The organism is Aeromonas media (assembly GCF_020423125.1).
GTDB lineage: Bacteria > Pseudomonadota > Gammaproteobacteria > Enterobacterales > Aeromonadaceae > Aeromonas > Aeromonas media.
Map to the genome: position 1 here is coordinate 477,380 of NZ_CP075564.1, position 22,791 is coordinate 500,170.

At 60.7% G+C, this 22,791-nt stretch carries 23 protein-coding genes; 13 read left to right on the forward strand and 10 right to left on the reverse strand.

What is annotated here, in order from left to right:
• Positions 1-158 precede the first annotated feature (158 nt).
• The 4 genes from deoC (at position 159) to deoD (ending at position 4,350) form a co-directional block, all read left to right on the forward strand.
• Positions 159-932: a deoxyribose-phosphate aldolase gene (deoC, locus tag KI797_RS02290; protein WP_043128921.1), complete on the forward strand. Its 774-nt coding sequence runs from the start codon at positions 159-161 to the stop codon at positions 930-932.
• 72 nt (positions 933-1,004) lie between these two features.
• The gene (gene deoA / locus KI797_RS02295) at positions 1,005-2,336 is read left to right on the forward strand and encodes a thymidine phosphorylase (RefSeq protein ID WP_005332220.1); all 1,332 of its coding nucleotides are present in this window, start codon (positions 1,005-1,007) and stop codon (positions 2,334-2,336) included.
• Between the two features lie 14 nt (positions 2,337-2,350).
• The gene (locus tag KI797_RS02300) at positions 2,351-3,559 is read left to right on the forward strand and encodes a phosphopentomutase (RefSeq protein ID WP_171275392.1); all 1,209 of its coding nucleotides are present in this window, start codon (positions 2,351-2,353) and stop codon (positions 3,557-3,559) included.
• Positions 3,560-3,636: 77 nt separating this feature from the next.
• Positions 3,637-4,350, forward strand: coding sequence for a purine-nucleoside phosphorylase (deoD, locus tag KI797_RS02305; RefSeq protein ID WP_005332225.1), 714 nt, complete (start codon positions 3,637-3,639; stop codon positions 4,348-4,350).
• Between the two features lie 352 nt (positions 4,351-4,702).
• Here deoD and KI797_RS02310 read toward each other — a convergent pair whose 3' ends face one another.
• The 3 genes from KI797_RS02310 to KI797_RS02320 all read right to left on the reverse strand — a co-directional run bounded on the left by KI797_RS02310 (position 4,703) and on the right by KI797_RS02320 (position 8,468).
• Positions 4,703-5,644 carry a DUF2950 domain-containing protein gene (locus KI797_RS02310; protein WP_081805783.1) on the reverse strand — a complete coding sequence of 314 codons (942 nt, stop codon included), beginning with the start codon at positions 5,642-5,644 and terminating at the stop codon, positions 4,703-4,705.
• Positions 5,644-7,323 (reverse strand): DUF3300 domain-containing protein, encoded by a 1,680-nt coding sequence (locus KI797_RS02315; protein ID WP_226171267.1) that lies wholly within the window; start codon positions 7,321-7,323, stop codon positions 5,644-5,646. Before KI797_RS02315 ends, KI797_RS02310 begins: the two co-directional genes overlap by 1 nt.
• A 506-nt stretch (positions 7,324-7,829) precedes the next feature.
• Positions 7,830-8,468, reverse strand: a complete 639-nt coding sequence (locus KI797_RS02320; RefSeq protein WP_041207088.1) for an AhpA/YtjB family protein — start codon at positions 8,466-8,468, stop codon at positions 7,830-7,832.
• A 126-nt stretch (positions 8,469-8,594) separates the two neighbouring features.
• Here KI797_RS02320 and serB point away from each other — a divergent pair, with 126 nt between their 5' ends.
• Together serB and KI797_RS02330 are read left to right on the forward strand one after the other, a co-directional pair.
• Positions 8,595-9,599, forward strand: a complete 1,005-nt coding sequence (gene serB / locus KI797_RS02325; protein WP_171275394.1) for a phosphoserine phosphatase SerB — start codon at positions 8,595-8,597, stop codon at positions 9,597-9,599.
• Between the two features lie 28 nt (positions 9,600-9,627).
• Positions 9,628-10,533: an alpha/beta fold hydrolase gene (locus tag KI797_RS02330; RefSeq protein ID WP_171275395.1), complete on the forward strand. Its 906-nt coding sequence runs from the start codon at positions 9,628-9,630 to the stop codon at positions 10,531-10,533.
• A gap of 59 nt (positions 10,534-10,592) precedes the next feature.
• Here the strand turns inward: KI797_RS02330 and KI797_RS02335 are convergent, their stop codons facing one another.
• Complete coding sequence (locus KI797_RS02335) at positions 10,593-12,959, reverse strand: PilZ domain-containing protein (RefSeq protein ID WP_171275396.1); 2,367 nt, start codon at positions 12,957-12,959, stop codon at positions 10,593-10,595.
• 100 nt (positions 12,960-13,059) lie between these two features.
• On the opposite strand from KI797_RS02335, the gene radA reads away from it, so the two are divergent.
• A complete protein-coding gene (gene radA / locus KI797_RS02340; protein WP_171275397.1) occupies positions 13,060-14,424 on the forward strand; it encodes a DNA repair protein RadA in 1,365 nt (454 codons plus the stop codon).
• A 57-nt stretch (positions 14,425-14,481) separates the two neighbouring features.
• Here radA and KI797_RS02345 read toward each other — a convergent pair whose 3' ends face one another.
• Positions 14,482-14,865, reverse strand: coding sequence for a PilZ domain-containing protein (locus KI797_RS02345; RefSeq protein WP_041207087.1), 384 nt, complete (start codon positions 14,863-14,865; stop codon positions 14,482-14,484).
• Between the two features lie 102 nt (positions 14,866-14,967).
• Positions 14,968-15,450 (reverse strand): Rsd/AlgQ family anti-sigma factor, encoded by a 483-nt coding sequence (locus KI797_RS02350; protein ID WP_041206431.1) that lies wholly within the window; start codon positions 15,448-15,450, stop codon positions 14,968-14,970.
• 338 nt (positions 15,451-15,788) lie between these two features.
• Between KI797_RS02350 and hupA the strand changes: the two genes are divergently transcribed.
• Entirely contained in the window at positions 15,789-16,061 is a 273-nt protein-coding gene (gene hupA / locus KI797_RS02355) for a nucleoid-associated protein HU-alpha (RefSeq protein ID WP_005305063.1), read from the forward strand.
• A 113-nt stretch (positions 16,062-16,174) separates the two neighbouring features.
• Positions 16,175-16,600, forward strand: a complete 426-nt coding sequence (locus KI797_RS02360; RefSeq protein WP_042649818.1) for a hypothetical protein — start codon at positions 16,175-16,177, stop codon at positions 16,598-16,600.
• A 75-nt stretch (positions 16,601-16,675) separates the two neighbouring features.
• Here KI797_RS02360 and KI797_RS02365 read toward each other — a convergent pair whose 3' ends face one another.
• Entirely contained in the window at positions 16,676-16,825 is a 150-nt protein-coding gene (locus tag KI797_RS02365) for a hypothetical protein (RefSeq protein ID WP_005332250.1), read from the reverse strand.
• A 2-nt stretch (positions 16,826-16,827) separates the two neighbouring features.
• Positions 16,828-17,814: a tRNA dihydrouridine(20/20a) synthase DusA gene (dusA, locus tag KI797_RS02370; protein ID WP_171275398.1), complete on the reverse strand. Its 987-nt coding sequence runs from the start codon at positions 17,812-17,814 to the stop codon at positions 16,828-16,830.
• A 136-nt stretch (positions 17,815-17,950) separates the two neighbouring features.
• Here dusA and zur point away from each other — a divergent pair, with 136 nt between their 5' ends.
• The 3 genes from zur to KI797_RS02385 are packed head-to-tail and all read left to right on the forward strand — an operon-like array spanning position 17,951 to position 19,093.
• Positions 17,951-18,409: a zinc uptake transcriptional repressor Zur gene (gene zur / locus KI797_RS02375; protein WP_041206428.1), complete on the forward strand. Its 459-nt coding sequence runs from the start codon at positions 17,951-17,953 to the stop codon at positions 18,407-18,409.
• Positions 18,399-18,860: a chemotaxis protein CheX gene (locus KI797_RS02380; protein ID WP_005332255.1), complete on the forward strand. Its 462-nt coding sequence runs from the start codon at positions 18,399-18,401 to the stop codon at positions 18,858-18,860. The genes zur and KI797_RS02380 overlap by 11 nt, the downstream gene beginning before the upstream one ends.
• Positions 18,861-18,865: 5 nt before the next feature.
• Complete coding sequence (locus KI797_RS02385) at positions 18,866-19,093, forward strand: hypothetical protein (RefSeq protein ID WP_005332257.1); 228 nt, start codon at positions 18,866-18,868, stop codon at positions 19,091-19,093.
• A gap of 88 nt (positions 19,094-19,181) precedes the next feature.
• On the opposite strand, the gene brnQ is transcribed toward KI797_RS02385, so the two are convergent.
• Together brnQ and KI797_RS02395 are read right to left on the reverse strand one after the other, a co-directional pair.
• Entirely contained in the window at positions 19,182-20,444 is a 1,263-nt protein-coding gene (brnQ, locus tag KI797_RS02390) for a branched-chain amino acid transport system II carrier protein (protein WP_042649820.1), read from the reverse strand.
• Positions 20,445-20,680: 236 nt separating this feature from the next.
• A complete protein-coding gene (locus KI797_RS02395; protein WP_171275399.1) occupies positions 20,681-21,391 on the reverse strand; it encodes a tRNA1(Val) (adenine(37)-N6)-methyltransferase in 711 nt (236 codons plus the stop codon).
• 128 nt (positions 21,392-21,519) lie between these two features.
• Between KI797_RS02395 and srmB the strand changes: the two genes are divergently transcribed.
• Positions 21,520-22,743, forward strand: coding sequence for an ATP-dependent RNA helicase SrmB (gene srmB / locus KI797_RS02400; RefSeq protein ID WP_005332263.1), 1,224 nt, complete (start codon positions 21,520-21,522; stop codon positions 22,741-22,743).
• The last annotated feature ends 48 nt before the right edge of the window (positions 22,744-22,791 follow it).

The window sequence follows — 22,791 nt, forward strand, 5'->3', positions numbered from 1 at the left end:
AAGTGACAGGGCTCTTGCCTTATTTGCAGCCGTATTGCCTGTGCATTTGCGCTGTAATTCCATATCCCGTTCGTCCGGGATCTTTCCTCGCCGATCCTGTGTGTTCGGTGGCGGCGGATCGTGGGTGAGGGGACTTATCGAGACTTTGGAGACATAGCATGACTGATCTGAAACTGGCCGCCCAACGCGCCCTGAACCTGATGGACCTGACCACCCTGAACGATGACGACACCGATCAGAAAGTCATCGACCTGTGCCGCAAGGCCAAGTCACCGGCCGGCCTCACCGCCGCCGTTTGCATCTACCCCCGTTTCATCCCCATTGCTCGCAAGACCCTGCGTGAGATCGGTGCCGCCGACGTGCGCATCGCCACCGTGACCAACTTCCCTCACGGCAACGACGACATCGAGATCGCCGTGGCCGAGACTCGTGCTGCCGTCGCCTACGGTGCCGATGAAGTGGACGTGGTGTTCCCGTACCGCGCCTTCATGGCCGGCAATGAACAGGTCGGCTTCGATCTGGTCAAAGCTTGTAAGGAAGCCTGTGGCGACAAGGCGCTGCTGAAAGTGATCATCGAGACCGGCGAGTTGAAGGAAGAGGCGCTGATCCGTCGCGCCTCCGAGATCTCCATCGACGCCGGTGCCGACTTCATCAAGACCTCCACCGGCAAGGTGCCGGTCAATGCGACCCCGGAAGCTGCCCGCATCATGATGGAAGTGATCAAAGCCAAGAACCCGAAAGTCGGCTTCAAGCCTGCCGGTGGCGTGAAAGACGCAGCCGTTGCCGGTCAGTACCTGGCCATGGCCGAAGAGATCCTGGGCAAGGAGTGGGTCTCCCCGCGCACCTTCCGCTTCGGCGCTTCCAGCCTGCTGGCCAGCCTGCTGGCGACCCTGGGCCACGGCGACAAGCCAGCCAACACCAGCGGTTACTAAGCGGTGACAGGGGGCTGCATGCCGTCCCCTGTTCGGTCTGTGTTCGTGCACGGCGCACGGAGGGAATGAAAGATGTTTTTGCCTCAAGAAATCATTCGCAAGAAGCGCAACGGTGAAGCGCTCAGTACCCAAGAGATTCAATTCTTCGTCCAGGGCATTACCAACAACACCATAGGCGAGGGCCAGATTGCGGCGCTGGCCATGGCTGTTTACTTCAAAGACATGACCATGGATGAGCGGGTGGCCCTGACCTGTGCCATGCGCGACTCCGGCATGGTGCTGACCTGGGATCATCTGAACCTGGGCGGCCCGATCGTCGACAAGCACTCCACCGGTGGCGTGGGTGATGTGGTCTCCCTGATGCTCGGTCCCATGGTCGCCGCCTGCGGTGGCTTCGTGCCCATGATCTCCGGCCGTGGCCTGGGCCACACCGGCGGTACTCTGGACAAGCTGGATGCCATCCCCGGCTACCAGACCTCGGTCGACAACGATCGCTTCCTGAAAGTGGTGAAAGAGGCCGGCGTGGCCATCATAGGTCAGACCGGCGATCTCGCCCCGGCCGACAAGCGGATCTATGCGGTACGGGACATCACGGCCACCGTCGAATCCATCGCCATGATCACCGGCTCCATCCTCTCCAAGAAGCTCGCCTCCGGGCTGGAAGCCCTGGTGATGGATGTCAAGGTGGGCTCAGGCGCCTTTATGCCGACCTTCGAAGCATCTGAGGAGCTGGCCAAGAGCATAGTCGCCGTGGCCAACGGTGCCGGCTGCCGCACCTCGGCGCTGCTCACCGACATGAACCAGGTACTGGCCTCCAGCGCTGGCAACGCGGTGGAAGTGCGCGAGGCGGTACGCTACCTGACCGGCGAGTATCGCAACCCGCGCATCCACGAAGTGACCCTGGCGCTGTGTGCCGAGATGCTGATCTCCGCGGGCCTCGCCAGCGATGAGCATGACGCCCGTGCCAAGTTGCAGGCGGTGCTGGACAACGGCAAGGCTGCCGAGATCTTCGGTCGTATGGTGACCGGCCTCGGTGGTCCGGCGGACTTCATGGAGCGTTACGACAGCTATTTGCCCAAGGCTGGCATAGTGCGCCCCGTGTATGCCGCGCAGAGCGGCTTCGTGACCGCCATGGATACCCGCGAACTGGGCCTGGCCGTGGTCGCCATGGGCGGTGGTCGCCGCGCTGCCGGGGACAAACTCGATTATGCGGTCGGTCTGACCGACTTTATCCGCCTGGGGCAGAGCGTCGAGGCTGACAAGCCGCTCGCGCTGATCCACGCTCAGACAGAAGCTCAATTTGCCGAGGCCGCCCGCATGGTGCAGGCAGCCGTCAAGATCGGTGACACTCGACCCCAGGCACTGCCCGAGGTTTACCGTCGCATCGGTCTGGCCGATTTGTAACAAGGGGAAGACCCATGAAACGTACCTTTATTCTGATGATGGACTCCTTCGGTATTGGCGCTGCCGCCGATGCCGAGAAGTTCGGAGATGTGGGCGCCAACACCCTTGGCCATATCGCCAAGGCCTGCGCCGCCGGTGAGATCGAAGGCCGTGGCGCCCTCAACCTGCCCAACCTCAACAAGCTGGGCCTGGGCCACGCGGGGGAGCAGGCTTCCGGCTACTTCCCGGCTGGCTTGAAGAAGGATATCGAGGTGATCGGTGCCTACGGCTTCGCCCAGGAGCTCTCCTCCGGCAAGGACACCCCGTCCGGCCACTGGGAGATCGCCGGTGTGCCCGTCCTGTTCGAGTGGGGTTACTTCCACGATCACCACAACAGCTTCCCCCAGGAGCTGCTGGATGCCATCGTCGAGAAGGCCGGTCTGCCGGGCTACCTCGGCAACTGCCACGCCTCCGGTACCCAGGTGCTGGACGATCTGGGCGAAGAGCATATGCGTACCGGCAAGCCCATTCTCTACACCTCTGCCGACTCCGTGTTCCAGATTGCCTGCCACGAAGAGACCTACGGCCTCGAGAAGCTCTATGAGCTGTGCCACATAGTGCGTGAGCTGCTGGAGCCCTACAACATAGGCCGCGTCATCGCGCGTCCGTTCGTGGGCAGCGGCAAGGGCAACTTCAAGCGCACCGGCAACCGTCACGACTACTCCGTGCTGCCGCCGGCGCCGACCGTGCTGGACTACATGAAGGATGCGGGTGGCCAGGTGGTCTCCATCGGCAAGATCGCCGATATCTATGCCCAGCAAGGCATCACCAAACAGGTGAAGGGCACAGGCCTGACCGAGTTGTGGGACAGAACCCTGGAAGAGGTGAAAGCGGCCGGTGACAACACCATCGTCTTCACCAACTTCGTGGACTTCGACTCCTCCTACGGCCACCGTCGTGACGTCAAGGGCTACGCCGATGCGCTGGAGTATTTCGACTCCCGCCTGCCGGAGCTGTTCGAGATACTGCAAGATGGCGATGTGGTGGTGTTGACCGCCGACCATGGCTGCGATCCGACCTGGAATGGCACCGATCACACCCGTGAATACATCCCCGTGCTGTTCTACGGCAAGCCAGTCAAGGCCGGTTCCGTCGGCCGCCGCGAGACCTTCGCCGATATCGGCCAGAGCATAGCGACCTATCACGGTCTGCCCAAGCTGCAATACGGCACCAGTTTCCTGTAACTTACCCGCCCGCCACTTCGGCGGCGGGCAATTTTATAAAACAATAAAACTCAACCTAGTGTGAAGGAATCAAGAGAATGGCAACTCCTCATATCAATGCGAAAGATGGCGCCTTTGCGGATACCGTGCTGATGCCAGGGGATCCCCTGCGTGCCAAGTACATCGCCGAAACCTTCCTGGAGAACGTCGAGCAGGTGTGTGACGTGCGCAGCATGCTCGGCTTCACCGGCACCTACAAGGGCCGTCGCATCTCCGTCATGGGCCACGGCATGGGCATCCCGTCCTGCTCCATCTACGCCACCGAGCTCATCAAGGACTATGGTGTGAAGACCCTGATCCGCGTGGGCTCCTGCGGCGCCGTGCGTGAAGACGTGAAACTGCGTGACGTGGTGATCGGCATGGGTGCCTGCACCGACTCCAAAGTGAACCGCCTGCGCTTCAAGGATCACGACTTCGCGGCCATCGCCGACTTCGGTCTGGTGGCCAATGCCGTGCAAGCCGCCAAGAACAAGGGTGTGGCCGTGCGCGTGGGCAACATCTTCTCCGCCGACCTGTTCTACACCCCGGATCCTTCCATGTTCGACGTGATGGAAAAATACGGCATCCTGGGTGTCGAGATGGAAGCCGCCGGTATCTACGGCGTGGCCGCAGAGTACGGTGCCAAGGCACTGACCATCTGCACCGTCTCCGATCACATCCGTACCGGTGAGCAGACCACCTCCGAAGAGCGTCAGCTGACCTTCAACGACATGATCGAAATCGCACTGGACTCCGTGCTGCTGGGCGACTGATCCCGCGGCTTCGGCTCCATGCAAAACGGCGACCTTGGGTCGCCGTTTTTTATGCCTCATTGGGGAAGGAAGCCCAGAGGCTGGGTGTGCCGTTTATCCTTTCTGGCCGCCCACCACGAGAGCAACACCATGAAACGACGGCATATTCTGACTCAGCGGCGCTTCATTCTGATGCCGAACATCGCGTGGGCCAGCGAGAGGTGAGGCAAGGGTTGGCAGATCCGCAGATCGACAACGATGTCCTTTCTGTTGGCCGACGGCGGAACCGGTTGGCCCCGCATCACCTCCTGTGATCTCAATCACGCTGCGCTCGCCATGCTAGTCGCCAAGATCCTGTGGTAGATAAAGAACCCTAATCACCTTCTTCGCTAACCACCAGCGACCAGCTCTTGTCGGGATCGAACAGCTGGATCGCCTCAACGACAGTTGCCGTTTCGGCGCCGAGATCCTTTTGGTAAACCCGCCCCTCGTGATTCACCATGAAGGTCATCACCCCGCTGTTGGCATAATCGGCTGGCCAGGCGATCAGGGCGACACCGTCTCTCAATTGTCCTTCGACAAAGTACTCTTTACTCCCCCCATTGGCTGCGGCCCCTTGGGCATACAGGATACGGTAGTAGTAGCCATGATAGGGTGTGCGTTGACCGACCACAGTCTTGTAGCCCTCTGCCGCGGCACTGACGACTTCCTCTCCGGCCGGGCTTGCTGGTTCCCCCTCGCCTACAGGCCAATAGAGTCCATTTTGTTGTCCTGCATCACTACGCAGTTTTGCCGCAAAGAGCCCCGCAGTTTGGCCATCATGCCCCATGGCGGCGTATTCTATCTGCGCGTCGATAAAGCCACGGCACACCGCAATCGCCCCCAGCTCATTGCGACCGATGCGGCGATAGGCGATCTCTTTGGCACCGGCGGCACCATCGAGATACCACTTGCCATCTGCGGCCACGAGGGGGATGGGCAGTGGCCAATCCGACTCCCCCACGACCAGTATCATTTTATCCTTACCTTCGGCCATCAGTTGGTGCTTGCTCTTGAAGCTCGCGACGAAGGCGGTGCGATCATTGGCATCGGCCACCTCATCCCCCGAGGTAATGGCCTCCTCACTATTTTCGCCGAGCAACAGCGTCAGTGCGGTGACATCATTCCGCTCCAGGGCCGAGATCAGGGCCTGCACCGCTTCATCCGGGGTGGCGAAGGTGCGCTGTGCCATGGCGCTTGCGTCGCAGGCAACGGTCAGAGCCAGCAGGGCCAAACCCCATGAGGGGGCCCAACTCCATTTCAACAAACGCTTCATTATCGCGTACTCCGTCTGGGTTGAGTGGTGCGCCCGGCACGCGCGCTGCTAGCCACACTTTCACGCCCACGTTGGCTGGCGGCGCGCTCGGTTCTACCCGAATTCTGTACCCCTTGGAAGGCACTCTTTGAGGCAGCAGGTGCTCTGCGCGTCGCCGTCTGTGCTGCGTTTTTGCTGTGAGTGGCGCGTGGCTGGACATAGCCGCGATCACGTGCGCCAGCGGTCTGTGGCGTGATTTGCTGCCGCCTGACCTTGTCTCCTGCGTAGTCGCCCTGGCGCGGCGTGCGTTGGGCCACATTTGCTTCCCTGTTTGCCTGTCTGGCGTCGCGCGTCACCTTGGCATTGTCGCTCTTGGGTTGGCGGTTGGCTCCTGTGTAGCTCCCCTTCGGCGCGGTTGCGCGAGCCTCCCTGTTCACCTCATCGACAGCGCGCGGGGCGCCAGCGTATTCGCTTTTTGGTTGGCGATTGGCCCCCGCATAACTCCCCTTCGGTGTAGCATCTCGTCGCCCCCCCCCTGCCTCGTTATTCAGCGAGCGTTGTTCCAGGGTAGTCAGCTCAGCGCGCTGGGGGCGCGCCGCCGTGATGGGGCTGTTGGCCTGGCGCAGGTAGTTGTTGGGGCCGCGCTCAAACTTGTTGAAGTAATCGTTCCCCTTGGCGTTGATATAAATATTGTTGTTAGAGCCCCGCTGATAGTTGACCGGACGGTTGTAGCCATTGGTGGGACGAAAACCATTGCCATAGTTGGGGTTATAACGATAGGGAACATAACCGTCGGGATAACCCGATCCCCACCGCGGGTAATAGTAATCGCCCTCATCATCATCGTCGTTGAAGACCTCGTTGACCAACATGCCAGCACCAAAGGCGAGCAAGCCCGTCAAGACCATATCACCGCGGTCGTATTCATCATCGTCGTCATGTTCAACCACTGTCGTGGCGGTTGTCGCAGGCGCAGGCGCAGTCGTTGTCGTGGTTTCCGTGGTTTCCGTGGTCACCGGCGCGGGAGCTGGCCCGGCAGCTGGCGCGCTATAGGCGGCGGTTGGGTCGTATTGCGGGACGTAAATGACGTCAGGGTTGGCAGGCGCAATGGTGACGATCTGCTGATTGTTCTGTTCATCCCTGGCCACTTTCATCTGCTCTGAGTCTTTCAGGTTGCCCACCGCCATCGCCTGTTGGCGCAGGCGCTGAACGGCTGCCAATACGCCCGGTTCATCGGCCAGGAAGGCACTGCCCAGCTCGGTCGTCCACTCCATCTTCAAGCACATCATGTCCATGACGGTCGGGAAGTGCATCAGCGACATGGTGGGCGGTGTAAAGCCCAGCGGCGCAATGGCAGCGGTCAGCTCTTTCCCTTTGAGATCGGGGTGGGCGACCAGCCAGTTGCCGGCATCGAGCACCTCTTGCGGATTGGTGGCGCTGGCCAGCACCTGAGCCAATACCGCATCAGGGTAAAGGGCTATGGGCGCAAGCAGGGTCTCGAGAGCCTCCGGGGTATATTTCGATGCTTGGGTGCCAATAGGTTGCGCTTGTGGTGCGACCGCAGCGCTGGTTGTGCTGGAGGCCGCGCTGGGCTGGACACTTTGCGTGACGGGGGGGGGCTCCTCCTTGCAGGCAGCCAATACCGTGCCGAGGGCAATCACGGCCGCCAACACGCTACGGCGAAATCGGGGTTGCTTCATGACCTTGTTTCCTTCTGCTGGAGTGGCTGATGCGCCTCTTGCCTGAAGATGTCTACAAACGTTGTATCTCATTGCATTCAATGCGGGCGTCTCATACCGAAAACATAAACCACTAATCGAGATCACACCCCAAACCGGCTGGAAAGGTGTGAAAAATTCGTTTGCTTCAGTCTCAAGCTACGCCTGAACCCCAGGATGTCACCAAAGTCAGGTGGGCAGACCTGAGAAGTTAAGGGCTATGGGATACCGCCTTCTGTGGGCTCGAGATTCAATCAATGCACTTGGGGATGGAGAAGAACTAGGCGCAGTACAGTTGGATGTCGATACAGCGAAAATGGCTGGATAGGCTGCTCAAGCAACTGCGGCATGAAGTGATCGTGGATCGTCACTTCGTTAACGAGCGCCTCAGCGATGACGCGATGCCAAGTGTCTCGATACTCTGTTCGATCAGAAGCTCGAACAGTTGGGGGGGGATAACATGAGCAACGCGTTTTGCGAACTGCGCCTTATTCGATGCCGGGCGGCGGGGCGTGATCGGCGGAGGCCTGGCTCTGCACCGATCTCTTCTTGTGCTTGCGTACCCGCATGTAGTTGCGGCGCACCCCGTAGGAGATGAGCAGGCCGGCCAGCAGCATCACCAGCAGCATCAGCCGCTGTTTCTCCTGACTCACCTTGAGGTGGGTGTCTTGCGCGGCGATCAGCGTCTGCTCCTCCAACGTGATCCTCAGGTAGCCCAGGGTCAGGTTACCCTCCTGGATCTCCTGCACGAACTGGGTGCGCCCCTTGCCCTGCTCCGGCAGTGACTTGTTGTCGGTGCCGATGGGCAACAGGCTGTCCAGAGGTACCGCTTGATCCGATTGGGCGAGCGGGATACCACGGGCATCATAGAGTGTGACATCGAGGATCTCGGGTTCGGCGGCGAGATCCTGTGCCAGCCGCTCCAGCTCGCTCTCCTTGTCCTCCTTGATCCAGCGCCGCATGTCCCGGGCGGCGTAGGCGACCAGCGCCTGGGCTCTGTCCCGCGCCGCGCTGTGCAATGCGGCCTGGCTTGCTCCCTGCATGTGGATCATCAGCGCCAGCACCCAGAGGGCGAGCAGGATCCCTGCTGCCAGGCTGATAACACGTTTGATGGGGAGATGACGCACAGCGCTGAGCCTCTTGCGGTGAATGAACAATGGTGGGGGATCTTGGCGCTTGCCTGTACAAAAAGCAATACGCTACTCTGGGCCCGCATGATGAACCCCGTGATCTCCAAGGAAGGCGTCTCTCTTATGTTGTTGTCCCAACTCCCCCGTTCCCCGCATGACTGGGCCAAGGCCCTGTGCAGTGTTCCCTGCTGGCAGCTTACCCCTGAAGCCCTGTTGCCCGCGGCCAGTGCCCACGATGGCGCCTGGCTCGTCATGTTTGGCAAGGCGCTGGATGCTCGCCACCTGGCACAGGTGGCGAGGCTGCTGGCAGACCATGGGGTCGAAGCCAGCCTCTATCCCCTGGGGGAGCAGGCCGGTGTTCCTCTGCTTCTGCTCGGCGCGAACCGCTTCTCTCCCGAGCTGGTGCAGGCCATCAAGGGGCAGGAGTGGGACATCGATGTCTGCCATCTTGCCATCCTGCCGACCCTGGGAGAACCCGGGTTGCTGGTGATGGACATGGATTCCACCGCGATCCGGATCGAGTGCATCGACGAAATAGCCCGTCTGGCCGGAGTGGGCGATCAGGTGGCGGCGGTGACGGCGGCGGCCATGCAGGGCAAGCTGGAGTTTGCCGACAGCCTGCGCAGCCGGGTCGCGCTGCTGGACGGTGCACCGGTCACCATCCTCGATGAGGTGGCGGCCGCCATGCCCTGGATGCCCGGCTTGCAACTGATGGTCGATACCCTCAAACAGTCGGGTTGGACCGTGGCGATTGCCTCGGGCGGCTTTACCCGTTTCGCCGGCGAACTACAGCAGGCGCTCGGGCTGGACGCCATCTTTGCCAACGAGCTGGCGGTGGAGGGAGGCCTGCTGACCGGCAAGGTGAGCGGGCGCATCGTAGATGCCGCCGTCAAGGCCGAGGTGTTGCAGCAACTGGCGCGGCAGCATGAGATCCCCGTAGCCCAGACGGTGGCGGTCGGCGATGGCGCCAACGATCTCAAGATGATGGGGGTGGCCGGGCTCGGCATTGCCATCCACGCCAAGCCATTGGTACGTGCCCAGGCGGCCGCCACCCTCAATCACCATGATCTGGAAGGGGTGCTCTGCCTGCTCGGCGCGCTGGCCTGCCGCGACCGGCGCTGGTGTTGAGCCCGCTCAAGGAGGAGCAAAGAACAAGATGGAACTGTTGCAACAATCCCTGTTTGTCCCCTGTGGCGAGCATCGGCTGCATGTGCGTCATATTCAGCCCGGTGTCGCCGTGCATGCCGATCCCATCCTGATGGTGCACGGCGCCATCGAGAACGGACGCATCTTCTACACCGAATCCGGCAAGGGGCTGGCCTGTTTCCTGGCACGGCACGGTTATCAGGTGTATGTGGCGGATCTGCGCGGGCGGGGCCAGAGCACGCCGGCCATCGCCGAGCGGGCCGGCCACGGCCAGCATGAGCTGATCACCGAGGATCTGCCGGCCCTGCAACATTGGGTCGGTGCTCGTCATGTCGGCGCCAGGGTGCACTGGATGGCCCACTCCTGGGGCGGGGTCATCATGGCCTCGACCCTGGTGCGCTTCCCGGAGCTGGCCGACCAGATAGCCAGTCTGGTGTTTTTTGGCACCAAGCGGGGGGTCTCGGTACAGAACCCCGAGCGCTGGTTAAAGGTGGATCTAATCTGGAACCGGCTGGCACCCTGGCTGGCGCGAAACCGCGGTTTTCTGGCCGCGCGCCGGTTGCGGATTGGGGCGGACGATGAGCCGCTGCGCTACCTGCAGGAGACCATCCCCTGGGTGAAATGCGGGCCCTGGCAGGATCCCCACGATGGCTTCGCCTACGGGGAGGCCGCAGCCAGGGTCAACTGGCCGCCGCTCTGGATGATCTCGGCCAAGGCAGACAAGGTGCTGGGTCATCCGACCGACGTGCGCCGCTTCAGCGACGAGATGGGCTCCGCCGCGCGTCATACCCGCCTCGGCCGGGACAACGGTAACCGGCTCGATTACGATCACATCAACATGCTGACGGCCCCCCAGGCCCAGGAGGATCACTTCCCCGAGATCCTGGCCTGGCTGCGCAACCCGCAGGCGGCCTGACATGGACAAGGGCGGCCACATGGCCGCCCTTGTCGTGGATGGCGCTCGTCCCGCCAGGGTCAGAGCGCCGGGATGCCGAGCCGGAACAGGGTGGCCTCTGTGGTGTCGGTCAACTCGCCCACCCCCACCACGCTCCACAGCTCCTCCTCCAGTTTCTTGGCCTTGTGAATGGCGAACTTGGCGATGTAGTCCAGCTCGCCCGCGATGAAGCTGGTGTCGGGGCGGCCGGTGCGGGAGATGCCGACCAGCACCGAATAGAACTCACCCTGCTGCCGAGCCAACTCGATGAAACGGCGCTTCTGCTCAACCGATGCAAAACTGCTGGCAAGCTGGCTGCGAAACAGGGGAGTGCCACTCTTGGTGTGCAGTCCGGCGATATAGACCTCTTCCTCTTCCGGCTTGTCTTCCCGCTCTATGGTGCGCAGGGGGTTGAGCAGCAGGGTCTTGAGCAGCGTTCCCTGGAACAGGGGGTAGAGGTTCAGGTGTTTCTCTTGTTCGGCGCAAGCCTGCAACAGTCCGGCGAGGCTGCGCGGTCTGGGCGCCAGCCCCAGGGCGGCGGGGCGAGGTGGCCCGTTGAGTTTGTTCACATAGACAGGGGTGTTGAACAGGTGGTGGGTATAGAGGTTGCGCAGTGCCCTTGCCATGCCACGATAGCGTTTGTGCTCCTTGGTGGGCTTGAGCTTGTTCTGGTTGCTCTCGATCAGCAGGCTGAAAAACTGGTGGCCGATGTGGCGCTCTGCCGTCCCCTCGATGCACAGGTGCAGCACGGTACGACTCAGGTTGAGGCTGACCAGCCGATAGGGGAGGTGCTGCAGATCCATGTTCCTGGCGAGATCCTGCAGGCGGGGCAGGGCGACCTGGATGATGTCCCCCTTCTCGCCAGAGAACGGCTCCTCCAGCTCTATCTGCATGCCGTGGGTCGAGATGTCGCGGGTCCAGCCGAGCCAGGCGCGATCCTGGTGGCGGATCACGATCGCCGTCTTGTGGACGTAGCGTGCCTCCTTGCGCAGTTGCACGTAGTGCAGCGTCTCTATCTCGAAGGGGATCGCATGGATGTCGTGGCCGAAGCGTTGCAAGGCGTTGGCGTTGTGCGTCTGACTGCTGTCGAACCGGAACTCGCCGCGCTGGTTGTCGAGCCCGATCTCCTGCAGCATGCCCACATAGCCCAGCTGGCCGAGCCGCTCGCGCAGCAACATGTCCTGCAACTGGTGCGCCCCTCCCGGCTGGCTGTCGAGATCGGCCTCGGCCAGGGTGCAGGCCTCCAGGCTGAATTTGTAGACACGCCAGCTGGGGCGGCGAGCGCCTATCTGAAAGAACAGGGCAGTCAGCCCGCTCTGCTCAAGCTCTTCCCGGGTAGCGGAGAAGAAGTAGAGGTGGCTGCGCACCGAGTGGGTGAAGCTGTAGATCAGGGTTTCGCGAAGCCCCCCTTTGGCGGGCAACAGTGACGGCATGCGCGCTGGCGTGAAGAGGCTGGCGAGCATGTCGCGGTTCTTGGCGTCGCGCCAGTATTCGAGGATGTGCTGGTTGTTCTCGGTACGCAGGGCGATCTCCAGGTCAGGGGTTGCACCCTGGCCGAAGAAGAGCGGCATGCCGGTCATGCGCGGCAGGTAGAACTGTTCGTACCCCTTGATGATGGCGGCCGACAGCAGGTAGTCGACGCTGACCCGATAGCGGCTGCGGTTGCGCTCGATGAAGTCGCGCAGGAACGCATCGAAGGCGGGATGATCGTCACTCTTCACCAGCCGCAGCCAGAATTTTCCCTCTTTCTGCTCCTTCCCCAGGATCTGATAGTCGATCGACTGGCGCAGCATGGGGGTGGGGTGCTCGCGTTCCAGGCCGGTGAAGAAGACCTCGATGTGGTCGCCGGTCTGGTAGTCGGGCAGATAGGGGACCAAGACCCGGATCCCGCCGAGAGAGATGTCTGAACTCTTGGCCTGCAGCTTCTCTCCGCTCGCCAGCTTGAGCACCATGGGTGAGCTGAAGTGCATCCGCTCCTCCTGCCGGCCGTAGTGGCTGGCGAAGGGAATGGCATTGACATCGAAGGGGCGGAACGGGCTGACGGGCAAGGAGAGGCTCTCGCTGCGCCCCTGATTGAGCTTGCACCAGGCTTGCAGCGCCTCGTAGACCCCCAGGGTGTAGCTGTCCCGGTAGAGGTAGCACTGGGACTGGAACTGCTCGATGGCCTCGGCGGGCATGAAGTGGGTGACACCCTCAAACTCGTGCACCTGACAGAGGGGCCCCAGTTCGTTGCGCATGTCGATCACGCGCCGGCAGGGAGTGCACTTGCGCTTGAGTTCCATCTTCAGCAGGAAACGGCCGTTGGTATTCTCGTTCTGGGTCAGGCGGTTGAAGATCTCGTCGAAGTCCTTTTCCCGGAGCAGGGAGACCAGTTGTTCTATCAGGTGGAGTGGTTGTTCTGAATCCATGTATTCCTGCCGCGGAAAGTCACTTTTCCGATTCTGGGTTTGATCTGTCGGTCGCAAACCAGTATATCAAGCAGGAATTCATCCTGTCCCCGAGTTATCCATGGCCAAAAACAAAACCGCCTATGTTTGTTCCGAATGTGGCGCCGACTTCTCCCGCTGGCAAGGCCAATGCAGCGAGTGCAAGGAGTGGAACACCATCACCGAGGTCCGGTTGGGCGTCACGACACCGGGAAAGAGTGCCCGCTACACCGGTTATGCCGGTGCCATCGGTAGCCAGGTGCAGACCCTGGCCGAGGTCGCGACCACCGAGATCCCCCGCTTCAGTTCGGGCTTCAAGGAGCTGGACCGGGTGCTCGGTGGCGGTGTGGTGCCGGGCTCGGCGATCCTCATTGGTGGCAACCCGGGGGCAGGCAAATCGACCCTGCTGCTGCAGACCATGTGTGGTCTGGCACAGCGGATGAAGACCCTGTATGTGACCGGGGAGGAGTCGCTGCAACAGGTGGCGATGCGGGCCGGCAGGCTGGGCTTGCCCACCGACAAGCTGCGCATGCTGTCGGAAACCAGCGTGGAGCAGATCTGCCTCATTGCCCAGCAGGAGCAGCCGCAGATCATGGTCATCGACTCGATCCAGGTAATGCATGTGGCGGATGTGCAGTCATCCCCCGGCTCCGTCTCCCAGGTGCGCGAATCTGCGGCCCTGCTCACCCGCTATGCCAAGCAGAATCATGTCGCCATCTTCATGGTGGGCCATGTCACCAAGGACGGCACCCTGGCCGGTCCCAAGGTGCTGGAGCACTGTGTCGACTGCTCCGTGCTGTTGGACGGTGCCCACGACTCGCGCTTTCGGACCCTGCGCTCCCACAAGAACCGCTTCGGTGCGGTCAACGAACTCGGTGTCTTCGCCATGACGGGGCAGGGGATGAAAGAGGTGAGCAATCCCTCCGCCATCTTCCTGAGCCGTGGCGAGGAGCAGGCACCCGGCTCCATCGTCATGGTGATCTGGGAGGGGACGCGACCCCTGCTGGTGGAGTTGCAGGCGCTGGTGGATTACTCCCAGCTCTCCAATCCGCGCCGGGTAGCGGTGGGCATGGATCATAACCGTCTCGCCATGCTGCTGGCGGTACTGCACCGTCACGGCGGGTTGCAGATGGCGGATCAGGATGTCTTCATCAATGTGGTTGGCGGGGTCAAGGTCGAGGAGACCAGTGCTGATCTGGCGCTGCTGCTGGCCATGGTCTCCAGCTTCCGGGATCAGGCCCTGCCCAAGGATCTGGTGGTGTTCGGCGAGGTGGGGCTGTCTGGCGAGATCCGACCTGTACCCTCTGGCCAGGAGCGGTTGCAGGAGGCGGCCAAGCACGGTTTCCGCCGTGCCATAGTGCCTCATGCCAACGCACCCAAGCATCCTATCGAGGGGATGGAGGTGGTGCCGGTGAAGAAGCTGTCCGATGCCCTGGAGGCCTTGTAACAGCCCAAAAGAGAACAAAAAAGGAGCGTATGACGCTCCTTTTTCACTGATGGTGAGTCAGGTGGGAGGATTGTGTTCCTTGTGCTCTTGCAGCAACTGCTCCAGCTCGCGATACAGCAGCTGCTCTTCCCCGATGTTCAACTCCATCATCCGCTTGAGGTGGGTGGCGCTGTCGATGTCGATGTGGTGGCAGTAGAAGCCCAGCTTCTTGCTGGCCTCGTGGGTTAGCTCCACTTGCATCCTGATCTCGATGTCACTGCCGCCGAGCATGAAGCAGATCTCGTACTCCTTGTCATCGCTGCCGACCCAATCCTCGGGCCTCAGCAGCAGGGCGCCCTGCAGGGAGACATCCACCAGTTGGGTGTGCCACTGGTGTACTCCCTGCGTCAGTTTGGCGGCGGTCAAATAGAAGACTCGTGTAAAGTGGCGGCGCTCGGCCATGTTCATCTCCGGTCTGCGTGCGAGCACAGTGCTAACCATCCATGCCCCAGAGTGTAATGTAGCTGGCGCATCAGGATGTTGAACTGGCTCCGATATTGGACATCAGACCCGCTGTTGACTGAGGGATTCGACCACCTGAAGTGCCTTGACCAGCCTGTCTTCCTGCTTGAACCTATCCTCCAGCACGGGCCCCAGCTGATTCAGATCCTCATCGAGCTGCAACAGCTGGGCCTCGTCGGCATTGCTGTATTTGTCGTTGAACTCCAGGGCAAACTCGGTGCAGGCACGAATATGGGGATAGATGCGTTTGGCCAACTCCAGTTTGTCACCGCTGGCTTGTTCGAAGGCGGTGACCACGTGGTTGTAGATCTCGAAATGACCGGCGCTGACGTAGTCGACCAGTTGCTCGCAGAAGCGCTGCAGTTCGACGTGACCGGGAAGGGAGCGCTGCTTGGACTTGGTGGGCATGAGCCCGGCCAGCCGCATGTATTCGACCAGCAATGCCTGCCTGGCATCCAGCCAGTCATCGATTGCCCTGTGCTTGCCTGCCAGCGCGCGCTTGGTTTGTTCCAGTTCAGTTAACATAGTCCCTCCATGGGCATGGCATGAAGCGCGATGGCTGCAGGCCTTCGGTCATTCTCATCGACTGACGACACTCCTATAACTAGGGAAAATCCTGTTGACCGTCAATAGGAGTGTGGGGATATTGTTACATCAGGCGGGGGTTTGCATACAAGTCTCCGTCGGTTTCTCGTCCCGTGTCGCCAGTCAGGAGGGCGCGGGGACGAGATATGTGACTATTTCCGCAGATCTTGATGAAAACCCCAGCATTCAAGCCAATCCGGCTGATAAAGCCTTTGCCTGAGTGTTTTTTTTTGAATAGAGTGGCCCGGTGCTAAATGCCCGATCATAAAGGAAATGTTATGAACAAAGCTCAACTTGTCGATGCAATTGCCGCCAAAGCAGACCTGAGCAAAGCTCAGGCCAAAGTCGCTCTGGAAGAGATCATCAATGGTATTACCCAGAGCCTGAAAGAGGGCGATGCCGTTCAGTTGGTGGGTTTTGGTACCTTCAAGGTCAACCATCGCGCGGGCCGCACCGGTCGCAACCCGCAGACTGGCAAAGAGATCCAGATTGCAGCCGCCAATGTGCCGTCCTTTGTGGCAGGCAAGGCGCTGAAAGACGCCGTCAAGTAATCGCGTAAAGTAATCAAATGAAACCCGGCTTATGCCGGGTTTTTTCTTGCCATCTTCGTTAAAATTTGTTTCAGATACACTCAGGATATGGCATGCGCTGTAGTGAGGTGGATATGGAACAGAAGAATGCCATCCGGCAGGTGGCCGTGCCTTGGGCACCCTCCCGCCAACTTCCCCCCGGCCTGGTTGTAGCCGAACTGCATCAGGATATCTGGAGCGACAATCTGACGATCGTGTTGGGCCGCGCCCGCAGCATAGATCTGCCGCCGCAGCCGCTGTGCCGGGTCAGTTTCCGCCATATCTTCGCCGTGCGGGTGATGGAGGATTGCGATCTGGCGGAAGGGCGGGACAGCCACGTCATCGAGGAGCAGATCCAGCTGATCACGCCGTCCCGTTTCGCCAGCTGGTTCCATCAGGAGTCCGATGGCCTGCACCTGGACGAGGACTTGCAGCACTATCGCATCTCGACCTGGGATTATTGCGCCGACGTGCTGACCTCCTCCCCTCCGGAATTGCAGTTTGTGGCGCTGGAAGAGTGAACGGGCGCCATCATCCAGATAAAAAAGCCGGAACATCGCTGTTCCGGCTTTTTCTTGCCTGAGTGGCTGGCGGGATCAGCCGAGCAACTGCTCCCTGTGCAGGCCAAGCACGATCAGCAGCCCGATGAAATAGAAGACGCTGAGCTTGATGCCGAGGATGGCGAGCAGGCCGGCGCAGAGGCGTACCAGCGCCTTGTGCAGCCAGGAACCGGTGAAGCGATACATGGTTACTCCACCGACTCGGCGCTGACGAATTCCGGCACCTTGGCCATGGCGTCCAGCACCACCTGGATGCCTGCACCCGGTTTGCAGGCATTCTCGCTCAGGTGACGACGCCAGGCACGGGCTCCCTGCATGTTCTGGAACAGGCCCAGCATGTGGCGGGTCATGTGGGAGAGGTAGTTGCCCTTGGCCAGCTCCTGCTCCATGTAGGGCAGCATCATGCGCACCACCTCGTGGCGGCTCGGCACCTCACCACCCAGACCGAATACCCGGTTGTCGACCTCGGCCAGGATGTAGGGGTTCTGGTACGCCTCGCGCCCCATCATGACCCCGTCCACCTGCTGCAGATGTTCGAGGGTCTGCTCGAGAGAATTGACCCCGCCGTTGAGGGCGATGGTCAGCTCGGGATAGTCCTGCTTGACCTGATAGACGCGCGGGTAGTCGAGCGGCGGGATCTCGCGGTTCTCTTTCGGGCTCAGGCCGCTCAGCCAGGCCTTGCGGGCGTGAACGATAAAGGTCTCGCAGCCGGCATCGCGCACCTGCTCGATGAAGGCCTGCAAGAATTCGTAGGAGTCCTGCTCGTCGATGCCGATACGGGTCTTGACCGTCACCGGAATGTTCACCACGTCGCGCATCGCCTTGACGCAATCGGCCACCAGGGCGGGCTCCCCCATCAGACAGGCGCCGAAGCGGCCATTCTGGACGCGATCCGACGGGCAACCCACGTTGAGGTTGATCTCGTCATAGCCACGCTCTTCGGCCAGCTTCGCACAGCGGGCCAGATCCGCCGGGTTGCTGCCTCCCAGTTGCAGGGCGAGCGGGTGTTCCTGCTCGCTGTAGCCAAGATAATCTCCCTTGCCGTGGATGATGGCGCCGGTGGTCACCATCTCGGTATAGAGCAGGGTCTGGCGGGTCATCAGACGGTGAAAATAACGGCAATGCCGATCGGTCCAGTCCAGCATGGGGGCGATGGAGAAGCGCTGCGCCTGCATAAAAATCATCCGGGTTGGCAAAAGAAGGGGCCGGATTCTACCACAACGTGAGACAGCCTCAGAAAATGAATTTTGTCGCCGCGCCAGCGAGGCCCTGTGATAGTATCCGGCTAATTGACAGGGTATCTGCGTGATCATGAATCAAGACCTACTTCTACAACGAGCGGAACGTCTCTGCGACCAGCGGGGGATCCGTTTCACCCCGACCCGGCGCCAGGTGTTCCGACTGCTTGCCGCCCATGGCAATGCCATCAGCGCCTATGATCTGCTGGCCCAGTTGCAGCAGACCGAGGCCCATGCCAAGCCCCCCACCGTCTACCGGGCACTCGACTTTCTGCTCGAGCAGGGATTCGCTCACAAGGTGGAGTCGCTCAATGCCTTCATCTTCTGCTGTCACTTTGACCATGCCCATCCCATGCAACTGCTGATCTGCGATCGTTGCAAAGAGGTGGTGGAGCTGCATGACCCAGCCATCGACAGCGCCTTTTCCGAGCAGGCTCATCTGCATGGTTTTACTATTACCAACAAGACCATAGAGGCTCATGGCCAATGTGCTCGTTGCTCCGACACCGTAGGAAGTGAAGATGAAGGCTGATTTCGTAAACCCGTTCCTGCTCTCTTTGCTCAACGTGCTCTCCACCATGGCACAGATGGAACTCAAACCCGGTGCTCCCAAGCGCAAGACGGATGAGCTGGCGCGGGGGGATGTCTCCGGCCTCATCGGCATGGTGGGTCCACAGACCCGGGGGTCGCTCTCCATCAGCTTCGAGAAGGGGCTGGCGCTGGAGATCATGCGCCGCATGCTGGGGGAGGCGCCGGCCACCATCAATGAAGAGGTGACCGATATGGTGGGCGAGATCACCAACATGGTGACCGGTGGCGCCAAGCGCATGCTGGGGGAGAAGGGCTATGAGTTCGACATGGCGACTCCCATCATCGTCTCCGGCCCCAACCACACCATTACCCACAGGGCCGATGGTGCCAAGATCATGATGCCGTTCGATTCCGAGTATGGCCGCGCCACCATAGAGATCTGCTTCGAGTAACCGCCATGTGGAAGATGCTGAAATGGAGTGTTATCGGGGGGGTAGTGCTGCTTATCCTGTCGGATATCGAGATCAGCACCTCCCTCTACAAGTACGAAGACAACAGCGTGCAGATCAACTTCCCGCGCTGGCAGGGCGAGCAGCCCTGGGGCACCCTGCGCTGGCATGCCGGTCAGGTCGAGAGCCACTGGTACGGCCTGGCAGGCAAACCCAAGCCGGCATCCGTGCTCTGAACACGAAACCACCTTGCAATGCACTCGTTGCACAAATGAAAGAGGCCAGCAAATGCTGGCCTCTTCTTTTATGTTGTTGGGGTGACGATCAGGCGGCTTCGGCAGCCAGCTTGTCACCACCACGTACCATGGTGCCCAGGCCGCAGGCCAGCAGGGTGGGCAGCAACCAGGCCAGGCCCTTGTCGAACAGCGGCAGGAAGGCGAACGCATCCATCTTCATGCCGGCCGCACCCAGACCGTCCAGGCAGCCGAACAGGAAGGCAACCAGCAGGACGGAGCGGAATACCAGACGAGGACGTCCGAAGTAGCTCTTCAGGAAGGTAACCAGCACCAGCGCCACGGCAACCGGATAGATGGCGACCAGCACCGGGATGGAGAGACTGATGAGCTGGCTCAGACCGACGTTGGCCACCACGGCACAGACGGCCCCCAGCAGTACGACCAGCTTCTGGTAGCTCATACCGGTGAGATTGTGGAAGAAGTCGGAGCAGGCGGAGATCAGGCCCACGGCCGTGGTGAAACAGGCCAGAGTGATGATGGCCGCCAGAATGAACTGACCCGGCTGGCCGAACAGGCTCAGGACATAGGCGTTGACGATGGCGCCGCCATTGCTTATGTCGGTGGCGACCCCGCCGGCGGTGTTACCCAGCTGGAACAGAGAGACATAGACCACGGACAGGCCGATGGCGGAGATGATGCCCGCGATGGCCAGGTACTTGAACTGGCTCTGGTAATCGTGGATGCCTTTCTTGCGCAGCAGATCGACGATCAGGGCGCCAAACATCAGGGACGCCAGGGTGTCCATGGTGTTGTAGCCTTCCAGGATCCCTTTCACCAGGGGGCTGTGCTGATAGTCGCCTGACGCGGCGGGCATGGAGCCCTGGGGTGCGACGAAGACGCCGATGGCCAGGGTCAGCAGCAGCAGCATCAGTACCGGGGTCAGGTATTTACCGATGGCATCCATCAGCTTGCCCTGATTGAGGGAGACCAGAATGGCCACGCCGAAGAAGACCACGGTGTAGGCGGCCAGTCCGGATTGACCCATGTCACCGAGGAAGGGCTTGAGACCCATCTCGTAGGCTACCAGGCCGGTACGGGGGGCGGCAAAGGCCGGGCCTATGATGATGTAGATGGCGACGGCCAGCGCGGTGGCGATGCCGGTGGGCAGCAACTTGGTCATGCCGGCCCAGCCATTGCCGGCCTTGGCGACGGCGAGAATGGTGATGAGGGGCAGGCCCACGGCAGTCACCAGGAAGCCCAGCATGGCCAGGGAGAGGTGTTCACCTGCCATGTAACCGGCCAGGGGCGGGAAGATGATGTTGCCTGCGCCCAGATAGAAGGCGAAGGTCATGAAGCCCAATCCGAGTACATCGGACAATGTGAGTGATTTCGTCAAGTTCAACCTCGTCTGTCTTGTAAACTATTGCTTGTTATAGTTTTTTATTGGTCAGTGACCGGCGTTGTTCAGGGGTAAAAAAAAGGAGCCCCGCTGCTTTTTTCATCGCCACCAGTGGTTTGAGCTGGTCTTGAGCGGGCGCTCGTTTGATAGCCAGCATAATGATGTGAAAAAATAGTTCAAGGCGAAATTTACATCTTCAAATAGAAGGGGTGGGTTAGTTGGATGTATCTGTCGGAATAGCCTCCAGCAGTAGAATGGATCACAATTTCACCCTGCTCACACCTGCTTAATCCTCTGCCAAGTAGCAATAAAACGCGATTTGCCTCTTTCCCCTCTCTGGTGATAACAGCTGTATAACAAAGGCTGTACAGATCATAATCTGCCGAGATGCATAAAATTTCATCTGCCATGGCGGTCGGCAGCACCAGTGCCAGCCGTCCATCCTGACTCAGCAGGCGACGGCTTGCCGCCAGCAGCGCATGGGGACCGAGCGCACCCGTGTGACGGGCGAGCGCCCTGGCCGGATCGCTAAATACCTGACCTGCCAAGAAATACGGGGGGTTGGAGACGATGAGATCGTAAGGAACAGCCTGATAGTCCTGAATGGCATTCTCGATAATGGTGACCCGGGAGGCCCAGGGGGAGGCCGCCACGTTATCCCTGGCCTGCTCCGCTGCATCCTTATCCAGCTCCACCCCGTCGATCCGGCAGTCGTTCGTGCTGCGCTGGGCCAGCATCAGGGCGATGAGGCCGCTGCCGGTACCGATATCCAGTACTCGACGCGCATCGGCGACAGGAGCCCAGGCTCCCAGCAGGATGCCGTCTGTGCCCACCTTCATGGCACAGCGGTCATGGTCGATATGAAATTGTTTGAAGGTAAAACCGCTGCTACACCCCATCTGACCCTCGTTGCTCGTCCGCCATAGCGAAAATGATCGGCGATTATAGCGGCTAAGCCACAGTCGCCATAGGAGCTGGCGGCATAATCGCCTATAATCTGCCGTTTCCTTAATGACCGAGTATTGCCATGAGCCAGTCCTTTGATGATTTCGACCTGAATCCAGCCCTCAACCGGGCCTTGGCCGAGATGGGTTTCACCCGCCCCACTACCATTCAACAGATGGTGCTGGAGCCAGCCCTGGACGGCCGCGATATTCTGGCATCCGCGCCGACCGGTACCGGCAAGACCGCCGCCTTCCTGCTGCCAGCCATGCAGCATCTGCTGGACTTCCCGCGCCGCAAGCCGGGCCCGTGCCGCATGCTGATCCTCACCCCGACCCGCGAGCTGGCACTTCAGGTCAGTGCCCATGCCAGGGCGCTGGCGGTACATACCCATCTCAGTATCGAGACCATCATCGGTGGCGTCAGCCATGAAGAGCAGCTGCCGGCCCTGACCAAGACCACCGACATCGTGGTGGCCACTCCGGGTCGCTTGCTCGAGTACATCGAGAAGGAAGAGTTCGAGAGCCACGACATCGAGGTGTTGGTGCTGGATGAAGCGGACCGCATGCTGGACATGGGCTTCATCAAGGATGTGAACCGCATCGTGGAAGAGGCGCGTTACCGCAAGCACACCATGCTGTTCTCCGCCACCCTGGAAGGAGCCGGCCTGACCAAGTTTGCCAATGAGATCCTCAATGATCCGGTCGAACTGCACGCCGAGCCGCCCCGCAGCGAGCGTCGTCCCATCACCCAGTGGGTACACCTGGCCGATGACGCGGCCCACAAGCTGGCGCTGCTGATCCATATTCTGAAGGATCCGCAGACCCAGAAGGCCATTGTCTTCGTCAAGACCCGCGAGCGGCTGGCGGAGCTCTCCGGCCAGTTGCAGGCGGCCGGTGTTTCCTGTGCCTGGATCCGTGGCGAAATGGAGCAGAGCAAGCGCGTCGAGTCGATCCGCAAGTTCCACGAAGGTGAAGTGCCCTTCCTCATCGCCACCGACGTGGCCGCCCGGGGTATCGACTTGCCCAACGTCAGCCACGTCATCAACTACGACATGCCCTACGGTACCGATGTCTATGTTCATCGCATCGGCCGTACCGGCCGTGCCGGCAACCGTGGCTGCGCCATCAGCCTGGTGGAAGCCCACGACATGGCCATGGTGGCCAAGATCGAGCGCTACACCGAGGAGCGGCTCAAGCGTCGGGTGATCGAGGAGCTACGCCCGAGGCACAAGGAGGCGCGAGTGCCGGTGAAGAAGAAGAAACCGAAGGATGGCAAGAAAAAGAGCACCAAGAAGAAAAAGAAGTAATGCCCCATTGACGTTGAAACGGCCATCCTCGGATGGCCGTTTTGCTGC

Bases quoted from the DNA above. Each gene is read 5' to 3' on its own strand.
- deoC (WP_043128921.1), top strand. From the start codon at position 159: ATGACTGATCTGAAACTGGCCGCCCAACGCGCCCTGAACCTGATGGAC.
- deoA (WP_005332220.1), top strand. From the start codon at position 1,005: ATGTTTTTGCCTCAAGAAATCATTCGCAAGAAGCGCAACGGTGAAGCG.
- KI797_RS02300 (WP_171275392.1), top strand. From the start codon at position 2,351: ATGAAACGTACCTTTATTCTGATGATGGACTCCTTCGGTATTGGCGCT.
- deoD (WP_005332225.1), top strand. From the start codon at position 3,637: ATGGCAACTCCTCATATCAATGCGAAAGATGGCGCCTTTGCGGATACC.
- KI797_RS02310 (WP_081805783.1), bottom strand. From the start codon at position 5,644: ATGAAGCGTTTGTTGAAATGGAGTTGGGCCCCCTCATGGGGTTTGGCC.
- KI797_RS02315 (WP_226171267.1), bottom strand. From the start codon at position 7,323: ATGAAGCAACCCCGATTTCGCCGTAGCGTGTTGGCGGCCGTGATTGCC.
- serB (WP_171275394.1), top strand. From the start codon at position 8,595: ATGTTGTTGTCCCAACTCCCCCGTTCCCCGCATGACTGGGCCAAGGCC.
- KI797_RS02330 (WP_171275395.1), top strand. From the start codon at position 9,628: ATGGAACTGTTGCAACAATCCCTGTTTGTCCCCTGTGGCGAGCATCGG.
- KI797_RS02335 (WP_171275396.1), bottom strand. From the start codon at position 12,959: ATGGATTCAGAACAACCACTCCACCTGATAGAACAACTGGTCTCCCTG.
- radA (WP_171275397.1), top strand. From the start codon at position 13,060: ATGGCCAAAAACAAAACCGCCTATGTTTGTTCCGAATGTGGCGCCGAC.
- KI797_RS02345 (WP_041207087.1), bottom strand. From the start codon at position 14,865: ATGGCCGAGCGCCGCCACTTTACACGAGTCTTCTATTTGACCGCCGCC.
- KI797_RS02350 (WP_041206431.1), bottom strand. From the start codon at position 15,450: ATGTTAACTGAACTGGAACAAACCAAGCGCGCGCTGGCAGGCAAGCAC.
- hupA (WP_005305063.1), top strand. From the start codon at position 15,789: ATGAACAAAGCTCAACTTGTCGATGCAATTGCCGCCAAAGCAGACCTG.
- KI797_RS02360 (WP_042649818.1), top strand. From the start codon at position 16,175: ATGGAACAGAAGAATGCCATCCGGCAGGTGGCCGTGCCTTGGGCACCC.
- KI797_RS02365 (WP_005332250.1), bottom strand. From the start codon at position 16,825: ATGTATCGCTTCACCGGTTCCTGGCTGCACAAGGCGCTGGTACGCCTC.
- dusA (WP_171275398.1), bottom strand. From the start codon at position 17,814: ATGCAGGCGCAGCGCTTCTCCATCGCCCCCATGCTGGACTGGACCGAT.
- zur (WP_041206428.1), top strand. From the start codon at position 17,951: ATGAATCAAGACCTACTTCTACAACGAGCGGAACGTCTCTGCGACCAG.
- KI797_RS02380 (WP_005332255.1), top strand. From the start codon at position 18,399: ATGAAGGCTGATTTCGTAAACCCGTTCCTGCTCTCTTTGCTCAACGTG.
- KI797_RS02385 (WP_005332257.1), top strand. From the start codon at position 18,866: ATGTGGAAGATGCTGAAATGGAGTGTTATCGGGGGGGTAGTGCTGCTT.
- brnQ (WP_042649820.1), bottom strand. From the start codon at position 20,444: ATGACCTTCGCCTTCTATCTGGGCGCAGGCAACATCATCTTCCCGCCC.
- KI797_RS02395 (WP_171275399.1), bottom strand. From the start codon at position 21,391: ATGGGGTGTAGCAGCGGTTTTACCTTCAAACAATTTCATATCGACCAT.
- srmB (WP_005332263.1), top strand. From the start codon at position 21,520: ATGAGCCAGTCCTTTGATGATTTCGACCTGAATCCAGCCCTCAACCGG.